The sequence below is a fragment of the Proteus vulgaris genome (assembly GCF_016647575.1).
GTDB lineage: Bacteria > Pseudomonadota > Gammaproteobacteria > Enterobacterales > Enterobacteriaceae > Proteus > Proteus mirabilis_B.
Map to the genome: position 1 here is coordinate 1,760,130 of NZ_CP032663.1, position 22,014 is coordinate 1,782,143.

The 22,014-nt window shown below is 36.9% G+C and carries 27 protein-coding genes; 11 read left to right on the forward strand and 16 right to left on the reverse strand.

Annotated features, from left to right (window positions below):
* Both D7029_RS08185 and D7029_RS08190 read left to right on the forward strand, forming a co-directional pair.
* Nucleotides 1–465: an OB-fold protein gene (locus tag D7029_RS08185; protein ID WP_088495746.1), complete on the forward strand. Its 465-nt coding sequence runs from the start codon at nucleotides 1–3 to the stop codon at nucleotides 463–465.
* 355 nt (nucleotides 466–820) lie between these two features.
* The gene (locus D7029_RS08190) at nucleotides 821–1,162 is read left to right on the forward strand and encodes a Grx4 family monothiol glutaredoxin (protein WP_006537039.1); all 342 of its coding nucleotides are present in this window, start codon (nucleotides 821–823) and stop codon (nucleotides 1,160–1,162) included.
* A gap of 124 nt (nucleotides 1,163–1,286) precedes the next feature.
* Here D7029_RS08190 and rnt read toward each other — a convergent pair whose 3' ends face one another.
* Together rnt and gloA are read right to left on the reverse strand one after the other, a co-directional pair.
* A complete protein-coding gene (gene rnt, locus D7029_RS08195; RefSeq protein ID WP_075673239.1) occupies nucleotides 1,287–1,925 on the reverse strand; it encodes a ribonuclease T in 639 nt (212 codons plus the stop codon).
* A 95-nt stretch (nucleotides 1,926–2,020) separates the two neighbouring features.
* Nucleotides 2,021–2,428: a lactoylglutathione lyase gene (gene gloA / locus D7029_RS08200; protein ID WP_036937247.1), complete on the reverse strand. Its 408-nt coding sequence runs from the start codon at nucleotides 2,426–2,428 to the stop codon at nucleotides 2,021–2,023.
* A gap of 185 nt (nucleotides 2,429–2,613) precedes the next feature.
* Between gloA and D7029_RS08205 the strand changes: the two genes are divergently transcribed.
* Entirely contained in the window at nucleotides 2,614–2,853 is a 240-nt protein-coding gene (locus D7029_RS08205; RefSeq protein ID WP_102949513.1) for a DUF1289 domain-containing protein, read from the forward strand.
* Nucleotides 2,854–3,303: 450 nt separating this feature from the next.
* Complete coding sequence (gene slyA, locus D7029_RS08210; protein WP_075674400.1) at nucleotides 3,304–3,732, forward strand: transcriptional regulator SlyA; 429 nt, start codon at nucleotides 3,304–3,306, stop codon at nucleotides 3,730–3,732.
* Between the two features lie 319 nt (nucleotides 3,733–4,051).
* On the opposite strand, the gene D7029_RS08215 is transcribed toward slyA, so the two are convergent.
* Entirely contained in the window at nucleotides 4,052–4,519 is a 468-nt protein-coding gene (locus D7029_RS08215; RefSeq protein ID WP_075672187.1) for a glycine zipper 2TM domain-containing protein, read from the reverse strand.
* Between the two features lie 221 nt (nucleotides 4,520–4,740).
* Here D7029_RS08215 and anmK point away from each other — a divergent pair, with 221 nt between their 5' ends.
* The 4 genes from anmK to pdxY all read left to right on the forward strand — a co-directional run bounded on the left by anmK (nucleotide 4,741) and on the right by pdxY (nucleotide 8,949).
* Nucleotides 4,741–5,853: an anhydro-N-acetylmuramic acid kinase gene (gene anmK, locus D7029_RS08220; protein ID WP_194952375.1), complete on the forward strand. Its 1,113-nt coding sequence runs from the start codon at nucleotides 4,741–4,743 to the stop codon at nucleotides 5,851–5,853.
* A gap of 43 nt (nucleotides 5,854–5,896) precedes the next feature.
* Nucleotides 5,897–6,550 carry a pyridoxamine 5'-phosphate oxidase gene (gene pdxH, locus D7029_RS08225; protein WP_069369294.1) on the forward strand — a complete coding sequence of 218 codons (654 nt, stop codon included), beginning with the start codon at nucleotides 5,897–5,899 and terminating at the stop codon, nucleotides 6,548–6,550.
* A gap of 132 nt (nucleotides 6,551–6,682) precedes the next feature.
* Nucleotides 6,683–7,957 carry a tyrosine--tRNA ligase gene (tyrS, locus tag D7029_RS08230; protein WP_036913193.1) on the forward strand — a complete coding sequence of 425 codons (1,275 nt, stop codon included), beginning with the start codon at nucleotides 6,683–6,685 and terminating at the stop codon, nucleotides 7,955–7,957.
* A 122-nt stretch (nucleotides 7,958–8,079) separates the two neighbouring features.
* Nucleotides 8,080–8,949: a pyridoxal kinase PdxY gene (gene pdxY / locus D7029_RS08235; protein WP_088495743.1), complete on the forward strand. Its 870-nt coding sequence runs from the start codon at nucleotides 8,080–8,082 to the stop codon at nucleotides 8,947–8,949.
* A gap of 109 nt (nucleotides 8,950–9,058) precedes the next feature.
* Here pdxY and D7029_RS08240 read toward each other — a convergent pair whose 3' ends face one another.
* From D7029_RS08240 to pspF, 13 genes are all read right to left on the reverse strand, one after another.
* The gene (locus D7029_RS08240; protein WP_194952376.1) at nucleotides 9,059–9,550 is read right to left on the reverse strand and encodes an SMI1/KNR4 family protein; all 492 of its coding nucleotides are present in this window, start codon (nucleotides 9,548–9,550) and stop codon (nucleotides 9,059–9,061) included.
* Between the two features lie 21 nt (nucleotides 9,551–9,571).
* The gene (locus tag D7029_RS08245; RefSeq protein WP_194952377.1) at nucleotides 9,572–10,030 is read right to left on the reverse strand and encodes a hypothetical protein; all 459 of its coding nucleotides are present in this window, start codon (nucleotides 10,028–10,030) and stop codon (nucleotides 9,572–9,574) included.
* 11 nt (nucleotides 10,031–10,041) lie between these two features.
* Nucleotides 10,042–10,590 carry a DUF4304 domain-containing protein gene (locus D7029_RS08250; RefSeq protein ID WP_194952378.1) on the reverse strand — a complete coding sequence of 183 codons (549 nt, stop codon included), beginning with the start codon at nucleotides 10,588–10,590 and terminating at the stop codon, nucleotides 10,042–10,044.
* Nucleotides 10,591–10,592: 2 nt separating this feature from the next.
* Entirely contained in the window at nucleotides 10,593–10,895 is a 303-nt protein-coding gene (locus tag D7029_RS08255) for a hypothetical protein (RefSeq protein WP_194952379.1), read from the reverse strand.
* A 156-nt stretch (nucleotides 10,896–11,051) separates the two neighbouring features.
* Entirely contained in the window at nucleotides 11,052–11,663 is a 612-nt protein-coding gene (gene gstA, locus D7029_RS08260; protein ID WP_088495741.1) for a glutathione transferase GstA, read from the reverse strand.
* 212 nt (nucleotides 11,664–11,875) lie between these two features.
* On the reverse strand, nucleotides 11,876–12,580 hold the full coding sequence (locus D7029_RS08265; RefSeq protein ID WP_194952380.1) for a DUF3592 domain-containing protein: 705 nt from the start codon (nucleotides 12,578–12,580) through the stop codon (nucleotides 11,876–11,878).
* A gap of 243 nt (nucleotides 12,581–12,823) precedes the next feature.
* Nucleotides 12,824–13,612, reverse strand: a complete 789-nt coding sequence (gene fabI, locus D7029_RS08270) for an enoyl-ACP reductase FabI (protein WP_088495739.1) — start codon at nucleotides 13,610–13,612, stop codon at nucleotides 12,824–12,826.
* A gap of 207 nt (nucleotides 13,613–13,819) precedes the next feature.
* Nucleotides 13,820–14,629: a putrescine export ABC transporter ATP-binding protein SapF gene (gene sapF / locus D7029_RS08275; RefSeq protein ID WP_023582326.1), complete on the reverse strand. Its 810-nt coding sequence runs from the start codon at nucleotides 14,627–14,629 to the stop codon at nucleotides 13,820–13,822.
* Nucleotides 14,619–15,620: a putrescine export ABC transporter ATP-binding protein SapD gene (sapD, locus tag D7029_RS08280; protein ID WP_088495738.1), complete on the reverse strand. Its 1,002-nt coding sequence runs from the start codon at nucleotides 15,618–15,620 to the stop codon at nucleotides 14,619–14,621. The genes sapF and sapD overlap by 11 nt, the downstream gene beginning before the upstream one ends.
* On the reverse strand, nucleotides 15,620–16,513 hold the full coding sequence (gene sapC / locus D7029_RS08285) for a putrescine export ABC transporter permease SapC (RefSeq protein WP_088495737.1): 894 nt from the start codon (nucleotides 16,511–16,513) through the stop codon (nucleotides 15,620–15,622). The genes sapD and sapC overlap by 1 nt, the downstream gene beginning before the upstream one ends.
* Complete coding sequence (gene sapB / locus D7029_RS08290) at nucleotides 16,500–17,465, reverse strand: putrescine export ABC transporter permease SapB (protein WP_088496042.1); 966 nt, start codon at nucleotides 17,463–17,465, stop codon at nucleotides 16,500–16,502. The genes sapC and sapB overlap by 14 nt, the downstream gene beginning before the upstream one ends.
* 3 nt (nucleotides 17,466–17,468) lie before the next feature.
* Entirely contained in the window at nucleotides 17,469–19,154 is a 1,686-nt protein-coding gene (sapA, locus tag D7029_RS08295; protein WP_194952381.1) for an ABC transporter substrate-binding protein SapA, read from the reverse strand.
* 292 nt (nucleotides 19,155–19,446) lie between these two features.
* Nucleotides 19,447–20,442: a phage shock protein operon transcriptional activator gene (gene pspF / locus D7029_RS08300; RefSeq protein WP_194952382.1), complete on the reverse strand. Its 996-nt coding sequence runs from the start codon at nucleotides 20,440–20,442 to the stop codon at nucleotides 19,447–19,449.
* A gap of 214 nt (nucleotides 20,443–20,656) precedes the next feature.
* Between pspF and pspA the strand changes: the two genes are divergently transcribed.
* Genes pspA through pspC form a run of 3 tightly spaced genes read left to right on the forward strand, consistent with a single transcriptional unit; the run spans nucleotide 20,657 to nucleotide 21,948 of the window.
* On the forward strand, nucleotides 20,657–21,325 hold the full coding sequence (gene pspA / locus D7029_RS08305) for a phage shock protein PspA (protein ID WP_072062534.1): 669 nt from the start codon (nucleotides 20,657–20,659) through the stop codon (nucleotides 21,323–21,325).
* A gap of 36 nt (nucleotides 21,326–21,361) precedes the next feature.
* Nucleotides 21,362–21,592, forward strand: a complete 231-nt coding sequence (gene pspB / locus D7029_RS08310; RefSeq protein WP_069369279.1) for an envelope stress response membrane protein PspB — start codon at nucleotides 21,362–21,364, stop codon at nucleotides 21,590–21,592.
* Complete coding sequence (gene pspC, locus D7029_RS08315; RefSeq protein WP_088495734.1) at nucleotides 21,592–21,948, forward strand: envelope stress response membrane protein PspC; 357 nt, start codon at nucleotides 21,592–21,594, stop codon at nucleotides 21,946–21,948. The genes pspB and pspC overlap by 1 nt, the downstream gene beginning before the upstream one ends.
* The last annotated feature ends 66 nt before the right edge of the window (nucleotides 21,949–22,014 follow it).

The following is a 22,014-nucleotide window of genomic DNA, read 5'->3' on the forward strand; positions in this document are numbered from 1 at the left end:
ATGAAGAAGACGGTGTTATTACTATCTATAATCACATTATTATCAGGGTGTAAAATAAACGAGGCTATTCGTTCAGTTAATAGTGCTGTAAATCAAATAGTTCCATCGATGGAATCTCCAGTAACTGAAGCGACTTATGCGGGAATATGTAAGGACTTTAGTGATAATGAGATTGCGGCGAAGAAAAAATGGAGAGGGAAGTGGGTTATTTTAGAAGGAAGAGTGACCACTATCGCAAGTTTGGAAGAAGTCGTCAGATACGACCTCTATAAACCAACACCACCGAAAGTTGTTGCTATTTCATTTAATAATAAAGCCAGTGCTTCATATACTTTAAAACCAAGTGAAGAAGATAATGTTCTTAAAATTAAGAAAGGACAAACTGCAAAAATAAAAGGTGAGATAAGCGATATTACTGATGCATTGGGTTGTTTGATCCTTTTAGAAAACGGAACCATACAGTAATAAGTTACTTAAATTGAACCAATTGATTCGAGCATTGACGATTTTCTTAATTGAAATGCTTTCAGCCTCTTAATTGAGGCTTTTTATTTTTCTTAACGTTTTAGTCAGTGATTGTGTCGGTACTAAGAGATAAAATAATAAGATAAAACACACTCATAAACATCTGTAACGTATTGATTTATTTTTTATGTTTTATTGTGTATTTTCTCATCAATAATACTGTGGTTTAGTACCAACCTATTGTTTTATATCGATAACTAAACTTATATAGAGGTTTCTAATATAAAGTGGTATTCTTCTTTCATGTTTTCCCCTATAAAGCATATCGAATATAAAAGGCTGTAAGGACTTACAAATGACGACTATTGAAAAAATTGAACGCCAGATCAATGAAAACCCAATTATTTTATACATGAAAGGTTCTCCAAAATTACCAAGTTGTGGTTTTTCTGCTCAGGCAGTTCAAGCTATCTCTGCTTGTGGTGAGCGTTTTGCGTATGTTGATATCCTGCAAAACCCAGATATTCGTGCAGAATTACCAAAATATGCACACTGGCCAACTTTCCCACAATTATGGGTAGATGGTGAATTAGTCGGTGGATGTGACATCATTTTAGAAATGTATCAGCGCGGTGAATTACAGAAGTTATTAAAAGAGACTGCTGATAAGTATCGTGGTGAAGAAGAAGCACAGTAATTAAATTTTATCGTTTCGGTATTGAAACGTATAAAAATAGTGAGATCTTCAATAAAAAAGCCAGTTCACATCATTGAACTGGCTTTTTTCTGTTATTCATAAATGTACCTGAGACACCATGACTTTAAGGTGTAGGTAATGGCCATCCACCAAGCTTTTTCCAGCGGTTAACTAATTCACAAAAAAGTAATGATGTACGATTTGTATCGTATAACGCGCCATGCGCTAATTTGCTATCGAAGGGAATGCCAGCAGTGATACAGGCTTTAGCCAAAATTGTCTGCCCTAATACTAATCCACTTAAAGCCGCTGTATCAAAGGTGGCAAAAGGGTGAAAAGGGTTACGTTTTAATCCGGCACGCTCAGCCGCAGCCATTACAAAGCTGTGATCAAAATTTGCATTATGCGCCACAATAATGGCACGATTACAGTCTGCATCTTTCATTCCTTTACGTACCATTTTAAAAATGGCATGAAAGGCTTCATATTCACTGACTGCACCACGTAAAGGATTGGTTGGATCAATACCTGTAAATTCTAAGGCTGCCGGCTCTAGATTAGCCCCTTCAAAGGGTTCGACATGAAAATGTAATGTGTTGTCCGGTTTTAGCCAACCTTGTTCATCCATTTTTAATGTAATAGCGGCGATTTCAAGTAAACCGTCTGTTTTCGCATTAAATCCACCTGTTTCAACATCAATGACAACAGGGTAGTAACCCCGAAAACGGTTACAAAGCTTATTGGGATTATTTATATCAGGCATTAAGTTGTACTTATCCGACAAAAATAGAATATCGGAAATTGATAATCAGTAAGGCCAGAAAGATAAACATGTTATCTTTCTGGTTTTAATAAAAATTAGTTACCTAGAGCGTGACTTGCACTTTTGTTTTCGATGAGCTCGATTTTGTATCCATCAGGATCTTCAACAAAAGCAATAATTGTTGAGCCACCTTTTACTGGGCCAGCATCACGGGTAACATTACCGCCAGCTTGACGAATGGCTTCACAGGTTGCAGCAACATCATCAACACCTAATGCTACATGCCCAAAAGCAGTTCCCATTTCGTAGCTATTTACACCCCAGTTATAGGTTAACTCAATAACCGCACCTGTGCTTTCATCACCATAACCAACAAAAGCTAACGAGTATTTATATTCCTCATTCTCGCTAGTGCGTAGAAGTTGCATACCTAAAACCTTGGTATAAAAGTCGATAGAACGTTGTAAATCGCCCACTCGGATCATGGTATGAAGTACTCGCATATAAACCTCTTGTGTTTTTTTAATGATTAAACCCTACAGATAAACTGATGGCGGAGTACTATAACGCGTTAAAGCCCTAAAGTTCAATTTTACTACGCCTTTAACAGTTCAATAAATCATGTTGTGCAGATAATATCTCTATTAACTATACTCTATTGTAACAAACAATAGGGAGGGAAAATCAAATGCAAGAACAATTAGAATTTTTTGATATTCCTAGTCCTTGTATTGGACGTTGCGAAATGAATGCGCAAGGATATTGCGTGGGGTGCTATCGCAGCCGTCAAGAGCGGTTTAATTGGTCAACAATGAATCAACATGAGAAAAGAAATATATTACGACTTTGTCAGCAACGTTATTTAAGATCATTAAAAAAAATGGGTTCCGCAATTGAAAAAGAGAATGATCAACTCAATTTATTTTAAATGTTCCACTTATTTTTTAATATTAAAATAATAATTAACTATCTTTTTAATTCATTATTGTTATTTATTGTAGTTATGTGGTTTATTATTTTTTCTTTATTAATATAAGGTTATAACTTTAAAGTGCTATTCTGGTTATTTATTTTTAACTGTTTGATAGTAATGCTATTTTTCTTGTTTTTAGTGTTGAGTTTAAAATAATAATAATTATTATGTAAAAAAATATAGATTAGTTTTTATAACAAGGTTATTCTTTATGGACTTTCGTTGCTAGAAAGAAATGGTTTAATTATATCTGGAAAATAATTACTTATCTAATAAATAGGATTATAACTATATTAGTTATTAAAGGTAATGTTTTAATTAAAAAGAATAGGTAAATATTGTATTAAAAATGAATATCTAAACTTTGTAATAAGTTGACTGAAAATGCTAATTAAGGAGAGATAAGTGGAATCAACATTAGGAGCTGATTTAGCGCGTTTAGTTCGATTATGGCGTGCTTTAATTGATCATCGTCTCAAACCATTAAAATTAACCCAAACCCATTGGGTTACTTTGTATAATATCAGCCAATTACCTCCAGAGCAGTCACAAATCCAATTGGCAAAAGCAATAGGAATCGAGCAACCGTCTTTAGTGAGAACCTTAGATCAACTGGAAGAAAAAAAACTGATTTGTCGGCATACATGTGCAAATGATCGCAGAGCAAAACGTATAAAATTAACAAAAGAATCTGAGCCTTTTATTAATGAGGTTTACACAGTAATAGAAAAAACGAGACGAGAAATATTAGGTGGTATCCAACTAGAAGAAATCGAAAGGTTAATAGGTACAATCAAAAAATTAGAAAAAAATATAAATAGGCTAAATGACTAATAATTTCAAATTTAATATATATTCTATTTAAATAATATTAATTATATGATGATAACTATACTCTAAATAGTTCAGTACTCAGCTAGATAACAAGTGAATGAGTCACTAGGACATATAAAATATGTAACTAGTGTGAGTAAACGATGTCAACAACACTGAAACTTGAAATATGACGCGTATATAATGTAAATCATTATATAGTTTGAATTGTGATAGCTAGATTATATATTTGTTCTCTCTTTAGGTTACTTATTATTGAGTCATAAAATAAAACAGGCAACTTTAATGTTGCCTGTTTTTTGTTGCTAATTGCTAATTATTAGCGAGGAGAAACAGTTAAGTTATTTCCGTTACCGATAACGGCAACACGTTGACCTTGACTATAAACAGTATTATCTGCTTTTTGAACGATAGCGACAGTTCTACCACTATCTAAACGAACTTCAATTTGAACACCCTTAGTGGTGTTTAATGCGCCTTGTGCTTGTTGTCCCGCCATACCACCAGCAATTGCACCAGCAGCTGTTGCAAGGTTACGGCCTGTACCACCACCTACTGTGTTACCTAACATACCGCCGAGAACGGCACCACCAATCGCACCTAAAATATTCTCATCGCTACCTGCTTGAATATTCACTGCACGTACAGAAACCACTGTACCATAAGTAATATTTTGAGCTTGTTTTGCTTGGCTTGCGGTGTAAGTGTCACCGGATAGTGAATTTGTATTCACACAACCAGTAAGTACAGTCATTGTAAAAAGACCAATAAGTAAATGCTTAAACATAGTTACTCCTAAAGAAAACCTGAGGTGGGTTGCTCAGATTATACCAATGTTATCTAGTATCAGTTATAGCTCGTTTTTTGCGTATGTCGACACTGATTTTAATAATATATAGCTTACTATATAGTAAAGGCCGATAGTAAAAACAGAAGAGATTTCTGAAAAAAGAGAATATAACATTATATGTTAAAAATTTGCATCATCTTGATTATAAGGAAAAGAACATGATAGCAGGGCGGTACATTGGCGTGATGTCTGGCACAAGCTTAGATGGTGTTGATGTTGTATTAGCTGCAATCAATAATAAGTTCGTTGCACAACAAGAAAATCACTTTCTGCCTTACCCGCAAAATCTACGCCAACGAATTTTAGCTGTTTGCCAAGGGCAACCTACTACCTTGCATGAAATCGGCCTATTAGATGCCCAATTGGGCGAACTTTATGCGCAAGCAATTATAGAGTTACTCGCAAAAGTAAAACTTAGTGCGAGTGATATTACGGCGATAGGATGCCATGGACAAACCGTTTGGCATGAGCCAGAAAGTGATATGCCATTTACTATGCAAATTGGTGACAACAACCGTGTTGCTGCATTAACAGGAATTACGACAGTGGGTGATTTTCGTCGTAGAGATATTGCTTACGGCGGACAAGGCGCACCTTTAGTACCCGCTTTTCATCTTGCTGTATTAGGGCATTCTGTTGAAAAACGTATTATTTTAAATATCGGTGGTATCGCCAATATTTCATTGTTATTACCTGGTATTGCAGTTAAAGGCTACGATACAGGCCCTGGAAATATGCTATTAGATAGCTGGAATTGGATCCATAACCAAACACCTTATGATGATAATGGTAAATGGGCTGCTACTGGCACTGTAAACCCAATTTTATTGCAAGATATGCTTTCGGATCCTTACTTTTCGCGTTCAGCCCCTAAAAGTACAGGGCGAGAATATTTCAATACACAATGGTTAAATTACCATTTAGCAAGAGTGCCTAATGTTTTTCCTGAAGATGTACAAGCAACTCTGGTTGAATTAACCGCGATAAGTATTGTGCAACAGATCCAACTAAACGGTGGATGTGAACGTTTACTCGTTTGTGGTGGTGGAGCGCGAAATGGGCAAATTATGCATCGTTTAGCTTCACTATTACCGGGTACAGAAGTCGCGACAACGGATAAATATGGGTTAAGTGGTGATGACATGGAAGCGTTAGCATTTGCTTGGTTAGCTGCGCGCACCATTGCAAATGAATCAGGGAATTTACCTTCTGTAACAGGGGCATCAAGAGAAACCGTTTTAGGGGCGATTTACCCTACAAATCCTCGTTAAGCGTGATATGCTGAACGCAGTTTCTCAAAAGAGAGAGTGAAAAATGACAGAACTTGATTTTATTGATGTTGCAGATTTACGCCGTGAATATATGAATGGTGGACTACGACGTCATGAGTTAACTGAACAGCCATTAGTTTTGTTTGAAAAGTGGCTAAAACAGGCTTGTGAAGCGCGTTTGAGTGATCCTACTGCAATGTGTGTCGCAACAGTTGATGAAAATGGGCAACCTTATCAACGTATCGTGTTATTAAAACACTTCGATGAACATGGTTTAGTCTTTTACACCAACTTGGGCAGTCGCAAGGCGAGTCATTTAGAGCACAATCAACGAGTCAGTTTATTATTTCCTTGGTATCCCTTAGAAAGACAAGTTTGCTTTTTAGGGAAAGCAGAAAAACTTTCTCCTATTGAAGTGATTAAATATTTCCATAGCCGCCCTAAAGATAGTCAAATTGCAGCTTGGGCTTCTCAACAGTCTTCTCGCATTTCCGCAAGAGGCGTGTTAGAAAGTAAGTTCTTAGAATTAAAACAGAAATTCCAAAATGGAGAAGTGCCATTACCGAGTTTCTGGGGTGGATATCGTGTGACATTTGATTCTGTTGAATTTTGGCAAGGACGAGAAAATCGTCTGCACGATCGCTTTATCTACCAAAAATCACCACAAGGATGGGACATTGAGCGATTAGCACCTTAATAGTGTGTTAATAAATTTGCCTCAAAAAGTCTTTTTCTACTGGTACTTAATGTAGTGGCGCTTTATGCTATACCACTTATGTTTCACTTATATTTTAAATAGACAAAAAACAATAAACCGATGGAGTCATTGATGTCTAGCAAGAACCTAATCACACAATTGCAGGAGCGTGGGCTAATCGCTCAGGTCACGGATGAGGCAGCTTTAGTAGAGCGTTTGGAGCAAGGTCCTATCGCTCTCTATTGTGGCTTCGATCCTACCGCTGATAGCCTGCACTTGGGGCATTTGGTTCCTTTGCTGTGTTTAAAACGATTCCAACTAGCCGGGCATAAGCCTGTGGCGTTGGTGGGTGGTGCAACGGGTCTAATTGGTGATCCTAGTTTTAAAGCCACCGAGCGCAAACTGAATACCCAAGATACTGTTCACGAATGGGTAGAAAAAATTCGTAAACAAGTGTCACCTTTCTTAGATTTCAACAGTGGTGAAAACAGTGCGGAATTAGCAAACAACTATGACTGGTTTGGTCAAATGGATGTGCTGACATTCCTGCGTGATATCGGTAAACACTTCTCTGTGAACCAAATGATCAACAAAGAAGCGGTTAAACAACGTTTAAACCGTGACGATGTGGGGATCTCTTTTACTGAATTCGCCTATAACCTATTACAAGCTTATGACTTTGCGTCATTAAATACACATTTAGGTGTTGAATTACAAATCGGTGGCTCTGATCAGTGGGGTAATATCACTTCAGGTATCGATTTAACCCGTCGTTTCAATCAGAAACAAGTATTTGGTATGACCGTACCATTAATTACTAAATCTGATGGAACTAAATTCGGTAAGACAGAAGGCGGTGCGGTTTGGTTAGATCCTAAGAAAACCAGCCCATACAAATTCTACCAGTTCTGGATCAATACGGCAGATGCTGACGTTTATCGCTTCTTGAAATTCTTCACATTTATGAGCATTGAAGAAATTAATGCACTTGAAGAAGAAGATAAAAACAGCGGTCAAGCGCCTCGTGCTCAACGTGTATTAGCAGAACTCGTTACTGGTTTAGTTCATGGTGAAGAGGGTTTAATCGCCGCTAAACGTATTACAGAAAGCTTATTCTCTGGTGCAATTGCAGACTTAACACAAGCTGACCTTGAACAATTAGCACAAGACGGTATGCCAACAATTGAGTTAGAAAAAGGCAGTGATTTGCAACAAGCACTGGTTAACGCAGAATTAGTTCCTTCTCGTGGTCAGGCTCGTACAATGATTGGCTCTAACGCAGTTTCAATTAATGGCGAAAAACAAGATAATCCTGAATACGTCTTTGAAGAAAAAGATTTCTTATTTGGTCATTACTCCATTTTACGTCGCGGTAAAAAACATTACTGCCTCGTTATCTGGAAATAATTGACAGTAAAGGGCAGCCGGTGAGTTGCCCTTTTTCTTAATAACAATAAATAAACGTATATACCTCGCCTATGATGATAAAGCTTGGGTGTTGTGTGTATTCACAATAATCGGTTTATGTCATGAAAAATATACTTTCTATTCAGTCACATGTTGTTTTCGGTCATGCAGGTAACAGCGCCTCTGAGTTTCCAATGCGTCGTATGGGGGTGAATGTTTGGCCTCTAAATACAGTGCAATTTTCAAACCACACGCAATATCCAGAAAAATGGACAGGCTGTGTGATGTCAGCAGAGCACATTACTGAGATTGTTGATGGTATTGCCGCAATCGGTAAACTCTCACAATGTGATGCAGTACTAAGTGGTTATTTAGGATCGGCTGAACAAGGTTTGCGTATTGTTGATATCGTTAAAAAAGTAAAACAAGCGAATCCTAATGCATGGTATTTTTGTGATCCTGTAATGGGACATCCTGAAAAAGGGTGTATAGTTCCTCCTGCTGTTTCAGGTGTGCTGTGTGAAGAAGCATTACCTATCAGTGATATCATCGCGCCTAATTTATTAGAACTTGAAACATTAAGTGGCGGCAAAGCGCTTCATAACGTTGATGAGTGTGTAAATGCTGCCCGTGAATTGTGTAAACAAGGCCCTAAGGTTGTATTAGTAAAACACTTGTCACGTGCTGGATATCGTCATGACCGCTTTGAAATGCTGTTAGTAACCGCAGAACATAGCTGGCATGTTAGTCGTCCATTAGTCGATTTTGGTGAGCGTCAGCCTGTGGGTGTCGGTGATTTAACAAGTGGTTTAATGCTGGTGGATTTACTCAAAGGTGTTGAATTACAAACCGCATTAGAACACGTCGCTGCGGCAGTTTATGAAGTGATGCTAAAAACGAAAGAGATGAATGAGTACGAATTGCAACTCGTTGCTGCTCAAGATCAAATGGTGCATCCAACGCATAGATTCTGTGCAACACAGATAGATTAATTGCAATAAAACACATTTAATTCAAATAAGAACGGAGGCTTAATAGTTTCCGTTTTTTGTGGGAGCGTAGTTATAATATATTGATAGGTGATTGTTTTCTGCAATAATATTATAAGCCGTTTATTTCCTCTTCGCTCATTAGATTATTGATAAATACATTAAATGAAGGTGCTAAATAGAGTTGAGCATTTTTATGGTTTTCTTTAAGTGTTAGATCATCGTTAAAAGAGTCTACTGTGTAAAATAGAATACTATTATCATCTTGATTAATACAGAAAAAATTCCCACCCCAATCAATAGCAAAAGGGATAATGTTTTGAGGAATAACGTTTCTTTCAATCATATAATAGTAACAATTATCAATTAATGAAGTACTACTACCTAAAGTTAAATTATAATATTTAATGGACTTAAACTGTGCAATTTCGAGAGGATCAATATCTTCGTTAAAATACCACCAACTTTTTAAAGGTATCCCACCATTAAATTTTAGATAATGTTCAATAAAATAATTTGGGAGTTTATATTTTAAATTATTTTCCAGTTGTTCTATTTCCAATAAAGAGACCGTTTTTTCACAGTATTCGAAATTATTACTCATTATCTTTCCTTTATTTTCATATTAAATATCTTTTTTTAGTAAGTTTTCTATATTTTTAAAATCAATAGCATAATCATTAAGCACAATGCCTTTAAAGGTTACCAACTTATTAAAGAATTCTTGTGCATGCAATGCCATTGTTTTTATTAGCAGATCTTTTTTTATAAAAGCTTTATGGGATTCGTTAGCAGTGATAGTAATAAGCACATTGTCATTGATAGGCTGAAATTTTATTTCAATAGGTTGGTCAGGAAAGTTAGTTTTAAATTCTTGATTTTCATTTATTTTAACTAAACCTTCAATTAGATAGCTCCACAATTGGTCAACATAATCCCACATGCTTATATCGATTATTTTAATATTATAAATAGATAACTCTATGGCACCATCAATATAGAAAGTATCCTTTAATAGGCCATTATAGTTATTGATATTAATAAAATCATCTTCTATTTTTAAATAAGTTGAAATTTGGATCATGTAATATCCTATTATTCCAGTAACGTAATTTCCCTGAGTACTTTTTTTATTCCACCGCCCAATCTTATTCTACTTAATCCATAATGAGCAAATGCTTTAGCCTTATCAATATCATTTTTCGCTAACCAATATTTCGCACAGATATGGCTTAAGGAAGTTTGGGTTATTGTATGTGTTAAATAAGTAGGTAGAAGAGCCTTTTCTATCATAATTGGTGTTATGGGTGAAAAAATCTCATCAACGGATGAAAAATGATCGAAATAATCGGTTATCTTTGTTTTAAATAGTGTTTCTATAAAGTGATAATCATGAATTGTATCGATACTAAAACCATCTTGAGGGTGGATCCTAAAACGAATTAATGCATCAATTTCTTTATTCGAAAAAGGGGACAAATTAGGAATGATGGGAGAAACACCTAAGTTAATAAAATATTTATCACCCGTTGTTTTTCTCTGTATGTTTACTGATTTGATAAAGAAGTTAGATGATTGATAAACATTAATATTATTGATTTTGATAAAACCTTGTTTAACAAAAAACTGGCTAAATTCATTCATCGCTATCGCTCACCATAAATACGGATCACTTCACAGGTATTAATATCTAAATCAACATTAATTCCACCTGAGTTACCTGCTGTTGCATCCATCCAATTGTTTTGAGTAATTTCTTGTTGATAGAAATGGATCGTATAAAACTGGTACCCATTATGAGTGTGAATTTTGTCTTCAAACTCAATATAAAGGTTTTCTATTTCAAAGCCTCTCGCATGAGTGATATCACTGTGTTTCACTGCTTCGATTGCCTTTAACAAAAAGCGTGTATGCTTTTTATCCATTTTTACAATGTATTTTAATTCCATTTATCTATTCACTCGCTATGGCTTAATCATTTTCTTAGATATAGATGTGAAAGGGTATTACTTTAGGTAACTACATTTATTGTCTATACGTTTAAAAGAGAATAGCTCAGGCAAATCGATTTTACTTGAGCTATTTAAATTTAAAAGGATCAAAGATTACTCTTTAATTAATCCTTCAGTGACCAGTGCGCTATGCACATTAGGGCGTTGTGCAATACGTTTTAAGTAATCTTGTAGATGTGTTAAATCAGTTAAATCTAAACCAACATGCGGTGCCCATTGGCTTAATGTAAATAAATAGGCATCAATAACCGTAAAATGCTCACCACATGCACATTTTTGTTTGCTCAATACATCATTAATATAAGCAAATTTACTTTTTAATTTAGTTTTAACGACAGGTACATAGCTTTCAGGTGTATCTGGTGAAAATAGTGGGCCATAGCCTTTATGCACTTCACTCGCGAGAAAGTTTAACCACTCAATTTGATGGTAACGTTCTAGTGATTTTGGTGGTGCAATTAAATTTCTATCCGGTTTTAAGTCTGCAAGGTATTGAACAATTGCAACACCTTCAGTCAAAATATCACCATTATCTAATTGAAGGACAGGGACTTGGCCTTTTGGATTGATGGTTAGAAAATCTTTCCCCGATTCTGTTTTTTTAGCGCGTAAATCGATGCGCTCTATTGAAAAATCTAAACCTGTTTCACGTAAAACGATATGAGGGGAAAGCGAGCAACTACCTGGCGTGTAGTACAATTTCATGTTGAATAGCTCCCTATCAATAAGGTGGTGAATTAGCTTACAGATATCAGAATATCTTCACTAATATAAGATGATAAAAGGTTCTAAGAAATTAGCAAACTCAAATGATGCGAATAAAAAAGGCTTTTGTAAATCTGTGAACAAGGCTGTTAATTGATGAAAATATACGAAATAAATACTCCTTATATTTATAATATATAAGGAGCATGTTATTACGACTCTTCAAACGAAGGTAAGAATGAAATATCAAGGTAATAAATTTTGGGGTTCTTTTTATCAACATAGACTGTAACAAGCTCTCTATTAATATAAGGAGTAGGATCAAAGAAGATATAACCACTCTTATAACGAATTAACCGATTGTTTAGTGTATCGTGATAATCAGCGATAATTTGATAGGGAGAACGGTGATTAAAACTGATATTACTATTGATAATAATTTCAGAAATTTTCACATTAATAGGCATTCCATCACGTTTTAATCGTTGATCCCTTGTGGCTCTTCTTTTGATAAAATACAAAGGGATAAGCCCAGTTGATGCAAATACTAATCCGAAAATACTTAATATAGTCCCAGCGCCATATAAGCCCAAAAAGTTGTTAATAGTTGCTCTTTGTGGATCATTTGGAAGATAAATAACATTAATCTTTTCACCAAGATAAAAGCGGGACTGACTACCACCTTCTGGTGAACGAAACGTTATTTCTCTATTATCTTCAGTATTAAACTGAATAATAGGGTGATAAAAATAGTCACCATCAGAAGATTTACTCACACTTTGGTCAATAACAACACCTGTTGTTTCTATTCCATTCCTTACTACATTTAATTCAGATTTAATAACAAATAAAGCTACAAGAAAAATAATCGCACCAATAAGAGCAAAAATATAAAACAGAAATTTAAATTTCTTCATACATTAAATCCTTTTATTAATATGTGATTATTTTATCGCTAATATAAAGAAAAGATTATAGGAATAAACTAAAAAACAAAAGTGAAATTTATCTAAAACGTAGCATTATTAAAAATGAGAGGGAGAAGGGATATATTAGATAAAAACTCGATAGTAAATCGAGTTAAGCGTAAAAACAGTAGAAACAACATAAAAAAACCAGCCTTAACAAGGAGGCTGGTTTCTATTATTTATAGAACAGAATTATTTCAGTTCTAATTCATTCATTGCAGCGATGCTGAAACCACCATCTACGTGAACAATTTCACCTGTAATACCACCAGATAAGTCAGAGCATAGGAATGCTGCTGTATTACCTACATCTTCAGTGGTTACAGTGCGACGCAGAGGAGTGACTGACTCGCAATGGCTTAACATTTTACGGAAATCTTTAATACCAGATGCCGCTAATGTACGGATTGGACCAGCAGAGATACCGTTAACACGAATACCTTCAGGACCCATAGCATTTGCCATATAACGAACGTTAGCTTCTAAAGAAGCTTTAGCCAGACCCATAACGTTATAGTTAGGGATTGCACGTTCAGCACCTAAATAAGTCAGAGTTAACAGCGCTGAATTTGGATTTAGCATTGCACGGCTTGCTTTCGCCATTGCAACGAAGCTGTATGCACTGATGTCGTGAGCAATTTTAAAGCCTTCACGAGTTACTGCATTAACGTAGTCGCCATCTAATTGGTCAGCAGGAGCAAAACCGATAGAGTGAACAAAACCATCATATTTTGGCCAAACTTTTGCAAGTTCTGCATACATAGTATCGATGCTTTCGTCTTTTGACACATCACACTCTAATACGATATTTGAGTCTAATGATGCTGCAAACTCTTCAACGCGTGGTTTCAGTTTTTCATTTTGGTAAGTAAATGCAAGTTCTGCACCTTGGTCACGCATAGCTTTGGCAATACCATAAGCAATTGATAATTTACTAGCAACACCAGTAATAAGAATGCGTTTGCCGGTCATAAAGCCCATAGCTGTATCCTTGTTTTTTCGTAAATCGCGATAATAACATCATTCACAGTTTTATTTATCTGTTAGGTTATCACGCTTATTGTTAATAAACGTGGCTGATTCTACCACGACATTTGTAAATTTGTTTAATTTCCCTAGCACCTCCGAGGAGTTAAGGGAAAAGGGTGAAATAATGTGCAATCAACATTATGCCTATATTGTTTACACTTAAGTCAAATCTTGACGCCAAGCTTCTGCTGTTAAGGCTTCACCAAAGTGACTTGCGACTAATCTCCTCGTGACTTCATGTAACGGCGATGCAAGAACTTCTGCTGTATTGCCACGTTCAACGACTTCACCATTATCCATCACAATAATTTTATCGCTAATATGTTTTGTCATGCCTAAGTTTTGTGTCACATAAATATAGGCAATATCATGAGTCTCTTGCAGTTCTAACATCAAGTTTATAATTTGTGAGCGTAAAGACATATCCAGTGAAGCTATTGCCTCATCGGCAATAATAACTTGAGGTTGCAATATCAATGCTCGTGCAAGCGCAATTCGTTGGCGCTGACCTGATGCAAACATATGAGGGTAATAGTTTGCATGTTCAGGTAAAAGACCCACTTGGCGTAATGTTTGATAAATTCGTTTCTCACGCTCAATCGCACTTAAGTCTGTATTTAGGCGTAAAGGGATCTCTAATGTTTGACCGATACGTTGGCGCGGATTTAATGAGTTAGTGGGATCTTGAAATATCATTCTAATTCGCTGACTACGATAAGGGTAATCACCAAAAGTGAGTTGATGCCCATTAATAAAAATATCACCACCCGTAGGCTCAGTCACACCTGACAACATTCTCGCGAGTGTAGATTTTCCTGAACCATTAGCGCCAATAATGGCTAAAGTTTGTTTGGGTTCTAGCGTAAAACTGACAGGTTTTACGGCTTCCAACTGTTGACGCCGAAATAATCCAGTACGATAGCGAAATGTTTTTGATAGGTTTTTTACCTCAAGCAGTTTATCGAACATCAGTTGGCTCCACATTTAATGGAAAATGACAAGCCACGGCATGGTTTTTAAATAAACGTAACCGAGGTGCTTCAATACATTGTCGCTGCGCATAAGGGCAACGAGGCCCTAAACGGCAACCCACTGGTAAATGCTCAAGTGAGGGGATTGCACCGGGTAATGTATTTAAACGGCTCTTATGTGCCAATGAGTTGGTAAAATCGGGAATAGAGCGGATCAACGCTTGAGTATAAGGATGATAAGGTGTGACTAACAACTCGTCAGGAGATGCTGTTTCGACCGTTTGCCCACAATACATAACCGTAATTTTATTCGCCAATTTACTCATCCATTGCAAATCATGGCTAATCAACAAAATGGTCATATTGTTATTTTGATTGAGTCGAGTCAGTAAACGAAAGATTTGGGTTTGTGTTGCGGGTTCCATTGCGTTAGTGGGTTCATCCGCAATCAGTAATCGAGGTTGATTTGCAATAGCAATAGCAATCATCACCTTTTGGCATTCACCCTCAGTTAATTCATAAGGGTAACTGCGCATAATGTCTTTATGATCTTTAATACCCACACGGTGCAATAGTTCAATTGCACGGCGTTTTCGCCAATGAAAGCGTTGCCACCAATGCCCTTTAAACGTCCAGCCGGGAATTGCCTGTATAAGTTGTTGCTCAATTTTTGTGGCAGGATCAAGACAAGATTGTGGCTCTTGGAAAATCATTGAGACATTATGGCCAATGACACGACGTCGTGCTCTTGGTGATAATTTAAGTAAGTCGATATCATCAAAACGGAAACGATCGGCTGTCACACTGATATTATCTTTCGTAACGCCACAAATTGCTTTTGCAATTAAGCTTTTACCTGATCCCGATTCACCAACAAGGCCTCTCACTTCACCTTCATTTAAGGTAATAGAAACACGATCTACCGCTTTTACTGGGCCATCGGGAGTCATAAATTCAATGGTTAAATTGCGTATATCTAATAAAGGCATTATTCAACTCCCTCATTTATTGCACGCTGTAAACCATCACCTAAAAGGTTCACCAGTAAAACACTTATCATAATAGTGGCGCCCGGAATTAAGACTGTCCAAGGAGCAACATAAATTAACTCTAATGAATCACCTAACATCGCGCCCCATTCGGGTGAAGGAAGTTGAGCACCTAAATTGAGAAAACCTAATGCTGTAATATCCAGAATAGCAATTGAGAATGCGCGTGTTAATTCAGAAACCAATACAGGCGTGATATTAGGCAGTACTGTGTACCATAAAATGGAAATATTCGATGCACCATCAAGTCGAGAAGCAATAACATATTCTTTGTTTAATTCATCATTAACAGCGGAGTAAATCATCCTGACTAAACGAGGTAACAACGCCAACCAAATTGCTATCATGGCATGACCAAGACTTGTTCCTACAAAAGCCACAACAATAATAGCGAGTAGCAAGGATGGAATTGATAACAAAGTGTCTAATATATGATTAAGAACAGCGGATTTTAAGCCATGCGTCATGCCTGCAAAACAGCCGATTATTAATCCCATCAGTGTTGCTGCAAAAGTGACAATAAATGCACCACCAAAGGTCATGCTGGTACCAATTAAAATTCGGCTAAATACATCGCGTCCTAAATCATCTGTACCAAAGAAATAGGAGACATTGCCGTTTTGATACCAAGACGGAGGCGTTAGTTGATGACCAAAGAACTGTTGGTCGAGCGCATAAGGCGCAATATAAGGGCCTATAATACTGAGCGCTAAGAGAAAAAGAACACCATAAAACCCTACCATTGAGATAACGTCTTTAGAAAAACATTGCCAAATCACCGCTGCGGGTGTGGGTGTTTTTTTCTCTTTATAAAATTGGCTATCTAAAGGCATATCCCACCTTGTGTTTCATTGGGTTGCTCATTGCGCCCACAATATCGGATAAGACGTTGACGATAATGACCATTGAACCCACCAACATTACGCCAGCTGAAATAGCAGAGTAATCCTGTTGGCGGATAGCTGTGACTAACCAACGACCTAGTCCTGGCCAGTTAAATACAATTTCTGTCACCATAGTGAGTGTAAGCATGGTGGAAAACTGTAAGCCTAATTTAGGGATGATAGGGGGTAAAGCATTATGAAGAATATGGCGACGAATAATTGTAAAACGTGAGAGACCTCGAGTTGCGGCTGCCTTCACGTAGTTCTCTGACATAATTTCTTCCGTACTGTTTCGCATTAAGCGAATAACTTCAGTGGTTGGTGCAATAGCCAGAGTTATTACGGGTAAAATTAGATGTTGTAATACGTTAATGATCATTTGTTGGCGATAAGGTGAATCAGATAACCATGCATCCACTAATGCAATACCAGTAATAGGTTGCAAGTTATAAAGCAAATCAATACGACCTGAAACAGGCAGCCAACCTAATTTTAATGAGAAGAAAAGAGTTAACAGCAATGCAAGTCCAAATACAGGGACAGAAAAACCTAAGAGTGCGAAGTTACTGATAATAATATCAGCGGATTTATTACGCCAAACCCCCGCAATAATACCAGCAGGAATACCTACAATAAGGGCAAAAAGAAAGGCTAATGTACAAAGCTCCATGGTTGCTGGAAGTGCTTCCACTAATTGTGCTTTGATGGGCTCACCATTGATAGAGGAAATACCAAAATCAAAGTGGATCATATTATGGGCATAAAAAAAGTAGGCGTCAGTGAGTGATGCGCCACTTAATGGGGCATTGGGCGTGTAATAGCTTAGGCTGAAGCTCACTAGCGACAAGAAGAACAGTGTCACAAGTAATAAAAGTAATCGACGTATTGAATAAATAATCATGGATTATTTTATAGCCTCTTTCTTGTGATTTTGTTCGTCTACTTCTGCCTCTCGATAAACACCAGCAAAAGACGCATTACCAAAGGTGCTTAATACCAACCCTTTAATATCATAACGATATGCTTGCATACGTAAAGAGTTAGCTAAAGGTAACACCGGTAACTCTTGAGCAAGAACATCCTGAGCTTCATGATAATAATCCATTCTTGAAGCAAGTTGCTGACTATAAAGCGCTTTTTTTAAAATATCATCAAAACTAGGTAAACACCAATGACTCAAGTTAGTTTGTGAACCAATTGCCGCACAGCTAAAAAGAGGACGGAAAAAACTATCGGGATCGTTACTGTCAGTTGACCAACCCGATAAAGTCATATCATGGGTGCGATCCATCATGCTCGTTTCTTGGTATCGACCTTCAATAGGCCGAATATTCATTTGAATGCCGACTTGCGCTAAGTCTGCTTGAATAAGTTCAGCCATCTTTAATGGACTTGGGTTATAAGATTGTGAAGCGCTAGGTACCCAAAGATTTAGTTTTAGTCCATCAAGGCCTAACTCTTTAAGAATTTGTTTTGATTTCTCAGGGTTATATTCTGTAATTTTTGCTCGATTATCATAAGCCCAAGATGCGCGGGGGAGCACGGATGCCGCTGTTTCAGCTGTACCATAATAAATAGATTCCATTAAACGTTCATTGTTAATGGCATAAGCAATAGCTTGACGAACTTTAAGATCATTGAGTGGTGGTTTACTGGTGTTAAAGGCTAAATAAGCGATATTCATACCAGAACGCAAGGTTAACCTTAGTCGCGGATCGTCACGTAAGACTTTTAATTGGCTTGCTGCCGGATAGGCTAGAACATCGCATTCACCAGTGAGTAATTTAGATATACGACCTGTACCACCTGCACCCATATCAATAACAACCTGTTGCATCTTTGGTTGGCCTTTCCAGTAATCTTTATTTCTAAATAAACGAACAAATTGCCCCGGTTGATATTCATCTAGAAAGAAAGGGCCTGTTCCTACTGGTTTCCAATCAAGTAGTGTTTGATCGCCTGATTTTTCTAAATTCTGTGCGTATTCAGCAGAAAGAATAGGGGCGTAATGTGTTGCTAAATGCCATAAAAAAGAGGCGTCAGGCTCTTTTAAGCTAAATTCTACTGTGTATTGGCCTAGTCTTTTTATCGATTGGATATTATTGGCAAAACTTAAGCTATCAAAATAGGGATATTTACCGCCATTAACTTGATTGAAAGGGTTTTGTGGATTAATCATCCTTTCAAAACTAAAAATAACATCATCAGCGGTAAGTTTTCGTGTTGGTGTAAACCAAGATGTTTGTTGAAAAGAGACATTTTTACGTAAATAAAAGCGGTAGGTTGCGCCATTATCTAATGTTTCCCATCGAGCTGCGATTTCAGGGATCAAGCGATAAGTGTAAGGGTCAACATCTAAAAGACGGTCATAAAGCTGTGCAGCCAGAGGATCAATAATTAATCCACTACTTGATAATTGTGGATTAAAGGTATTTACACTGCCATCAACACAATAAACAAAGCCATTTTGATTAATTGGAGTTGGCTCAAGCGTTATAGATGGCGCTTGTGTTTTGGGTGCTACATCCGCGATACAAGTTGCACTTGTAAAGGTGAGTAGCAAAGTACCAATAAATAAAATAGGGCGCATAAATAATGTCTTTTAGAGAAACGATTTTGCTATTGTAACTTAAAAAACTTTCTATCCCCAAATAGTCAAAAAAACAAAGTGAGAAAAATTCTCAATAAAATGCTTTACAAATGCTAATGATAAAGATTATCATCCGTATTGTCCTTCGGCGGTAAGAGGTTTTCCGCAGAGGGCACGACATTGCTCACATTGCTTCCAGTATTTTTTTACTAGCCAGCTCGGGTGCTGGCTTTTTTTTTGTCTATTGTTTACAAAATTCTCTAGCGATTAAAAAACTAAATTTATCAATATATTAAGTTATTATTTGATGTTTTTTAATTAGCCCTCTAAATTGATCGTAGCTTAGTGATAACTTTTCAGCAGCCTCTTTCTGGTTATATAAACTCTCTTTTAATGCATCATTAACTAATTTTTTTTCTATATCATTTTGCCATTGGCGTAAATCCAACGGTAATGTAGGTATTGAAAAATTTTCTTTAGATGATTTTTTTAATATGGGCGTTTTGGGTGTTTGAAGGCCAGCAAAGGGATCAATAATAATATTATTAAGTACACTATCACTGGTTCCATGACGATAAACTGAGCGCTCAACAACATTTTTTAGCTCACGAATATTACCGGGCCACGAATAATCTAAAAGCACTTGGCGCGCACTATCACTAAAACCAGGAAAGAAGGGTAAACCTAACTCTTGGCACATTGAGATAGCGAAATTTTCAGCAAGCAACATAATATCGGCACGCCGTTCTCTTAATGGTGGAAGCCTAATCACATCAAACGCTAACCTATCAAGTAAATCAGCACGAAATTTACCTTCTTCCGCCATTGCGGGTAAATCGGCATTTGTCGCGCATATAAGCCTCACATCAACATGTAGAGATTGACTGCCTCCAACACGCTCTAAATGACCATACTCAATAACGCGTAAGAGCTTTTCTTGTACAAGCATGGGGGCTGTCGCCAGTTCATCAAGAAAAAGAGAACCTCCATCGGCACGTTCAAAGCGCCCTTGATGACGATTTTTAGCGCCCGTAAAAGCACCTGCTTCATGACCAAACAGTTCAGAATCAAGTAAATTATCATTAAGTGCAGAGCAGTTGATTGAAATAAAAGGCCCTTGCCACCAAGGAGCAAGGTAGTGTAATCGATGAGCGATCAACTCTTTACCTGTACCTCTTTCACCAATAATTAATACAGGCTTTTTTAATTGAGCAAGCGCTGAGGTTTGTTCTAATACATCAATAAATTGACTATCAATACCGATTATTGTCTCTAAATTCTCATTCATTGGTTAAATTCACCATATTGAGGTATTTTTTGCCAGTCTATCAGGTGTTCGAAAAATAGGCGAATAATATAAATCACCAATTATTAATAGGTTAAGTGAATTCTAAAAGTTGGCACGCAAATTGTATTAACTAAAGTATGCAGGCGTTACGAGAGTACGCCATTATTGAAATAACTTTACGTCACTAATTAGCATAGCTATTAAGGATAACATCATGGGTATATTTTCACGTTTTGCTGACATTATTAATGCCAATATCGCTTCTTTATTAGATAAAGCGGAAGATCCTGAAAAAATGATCCGCTTAATGATCCAAGAAATGGAAGATATGTTAGTTGAGATCCGTACAACTTCAGCACGTACTTTAGCTGAAAAGAAAGGATTAGAACGCCGTATCGAACAAGCTGAAAAACAGATGAAAGATTGGCAGGATAAAGCAGAGTTGGCTCTTATTAAGGAAAAAGAAGATTTAGCTCGTGCGGCATTAATCGAAAAACAACGTGTAGCATCAGTTAATGACACATTGAAACACGAACTAATTATTATTGATGAAACGCTAACGCGTTTAAAAGGTGAAATTAGCGAGTTAGAAAACAAACTGACTGAAACACGCGCAAAACAGCAGTCTTTAGTTGTGCGTCATCAAGCAGCAAACTCATCTCGCCAAGTTCGTCGTCAATTAGACAGTGGCAAAATGGATGCAGCAATGGCGCGTTTTGAGCAGTTTGAACGCCGTATTGATCATATGGAAGGTGAAGCTCAAAGTTACGGGTTAGGTAAAGAGAAATCATTAGACCAACAGTTTGCTGAATTAAAAGCTGATGACGAAATTAGCGCGCAATTAGCGGCATTAAAAGCTAAAATCAATATCAACAAAGAGTAACAGCAAGCGTAATAACCATCTTATAAAGGATATGTAATGGGCTATATATTTCTGGGAATACCACTGACCATTTTTATTTTGTTTATTCTCCCTATTTGGCTGTGGTTGCATTACAACAGCCAGAAAGGTGGAGGCAATGTTCAGCTAACCCAACAAGAAATGCAGCGACTGAGCGCGCTGGTGGATAAGGCTCAGCAAATGCAGGAGCGCATTAAGACATTAGAACAAATACTTGATGCAGAACATCCTAACTGGAGGCAATCATAATGACGATGCAGAGCAAACAATTGTATCGCTTGCCACAAGAGGGCGTGATCCGTGGCGTATGCGCAGGCCTAGCCCATTATTTTAATATTCCTGTTTTACTTGTCAGGGTTATTGCGGTGATTGCGCTGTTTGCTGGCTTTTTTGGTTTAACTATTATTGCTTATCTTGTCTTAAGTTTCTTTATGGAGCCTGCTCCTGCTAATTACCTGCAAGGTGAAGATCAGCAAGAGAGCTTAAAAGAAATTCTAAGCGGAGTAGATAATCAATTGATGCAAGGTGAAAAACGTTTACAACAAATGGAACGTTATATTACCTCTTCTACTTATCAGTTAAATAAACGCTTTCGAGATTTGTAATATTTTTGCCATTTAATCTGATAAGACGCTCCATTTTAGGAGCGTCTTTCTTTCAATCTGTTTATC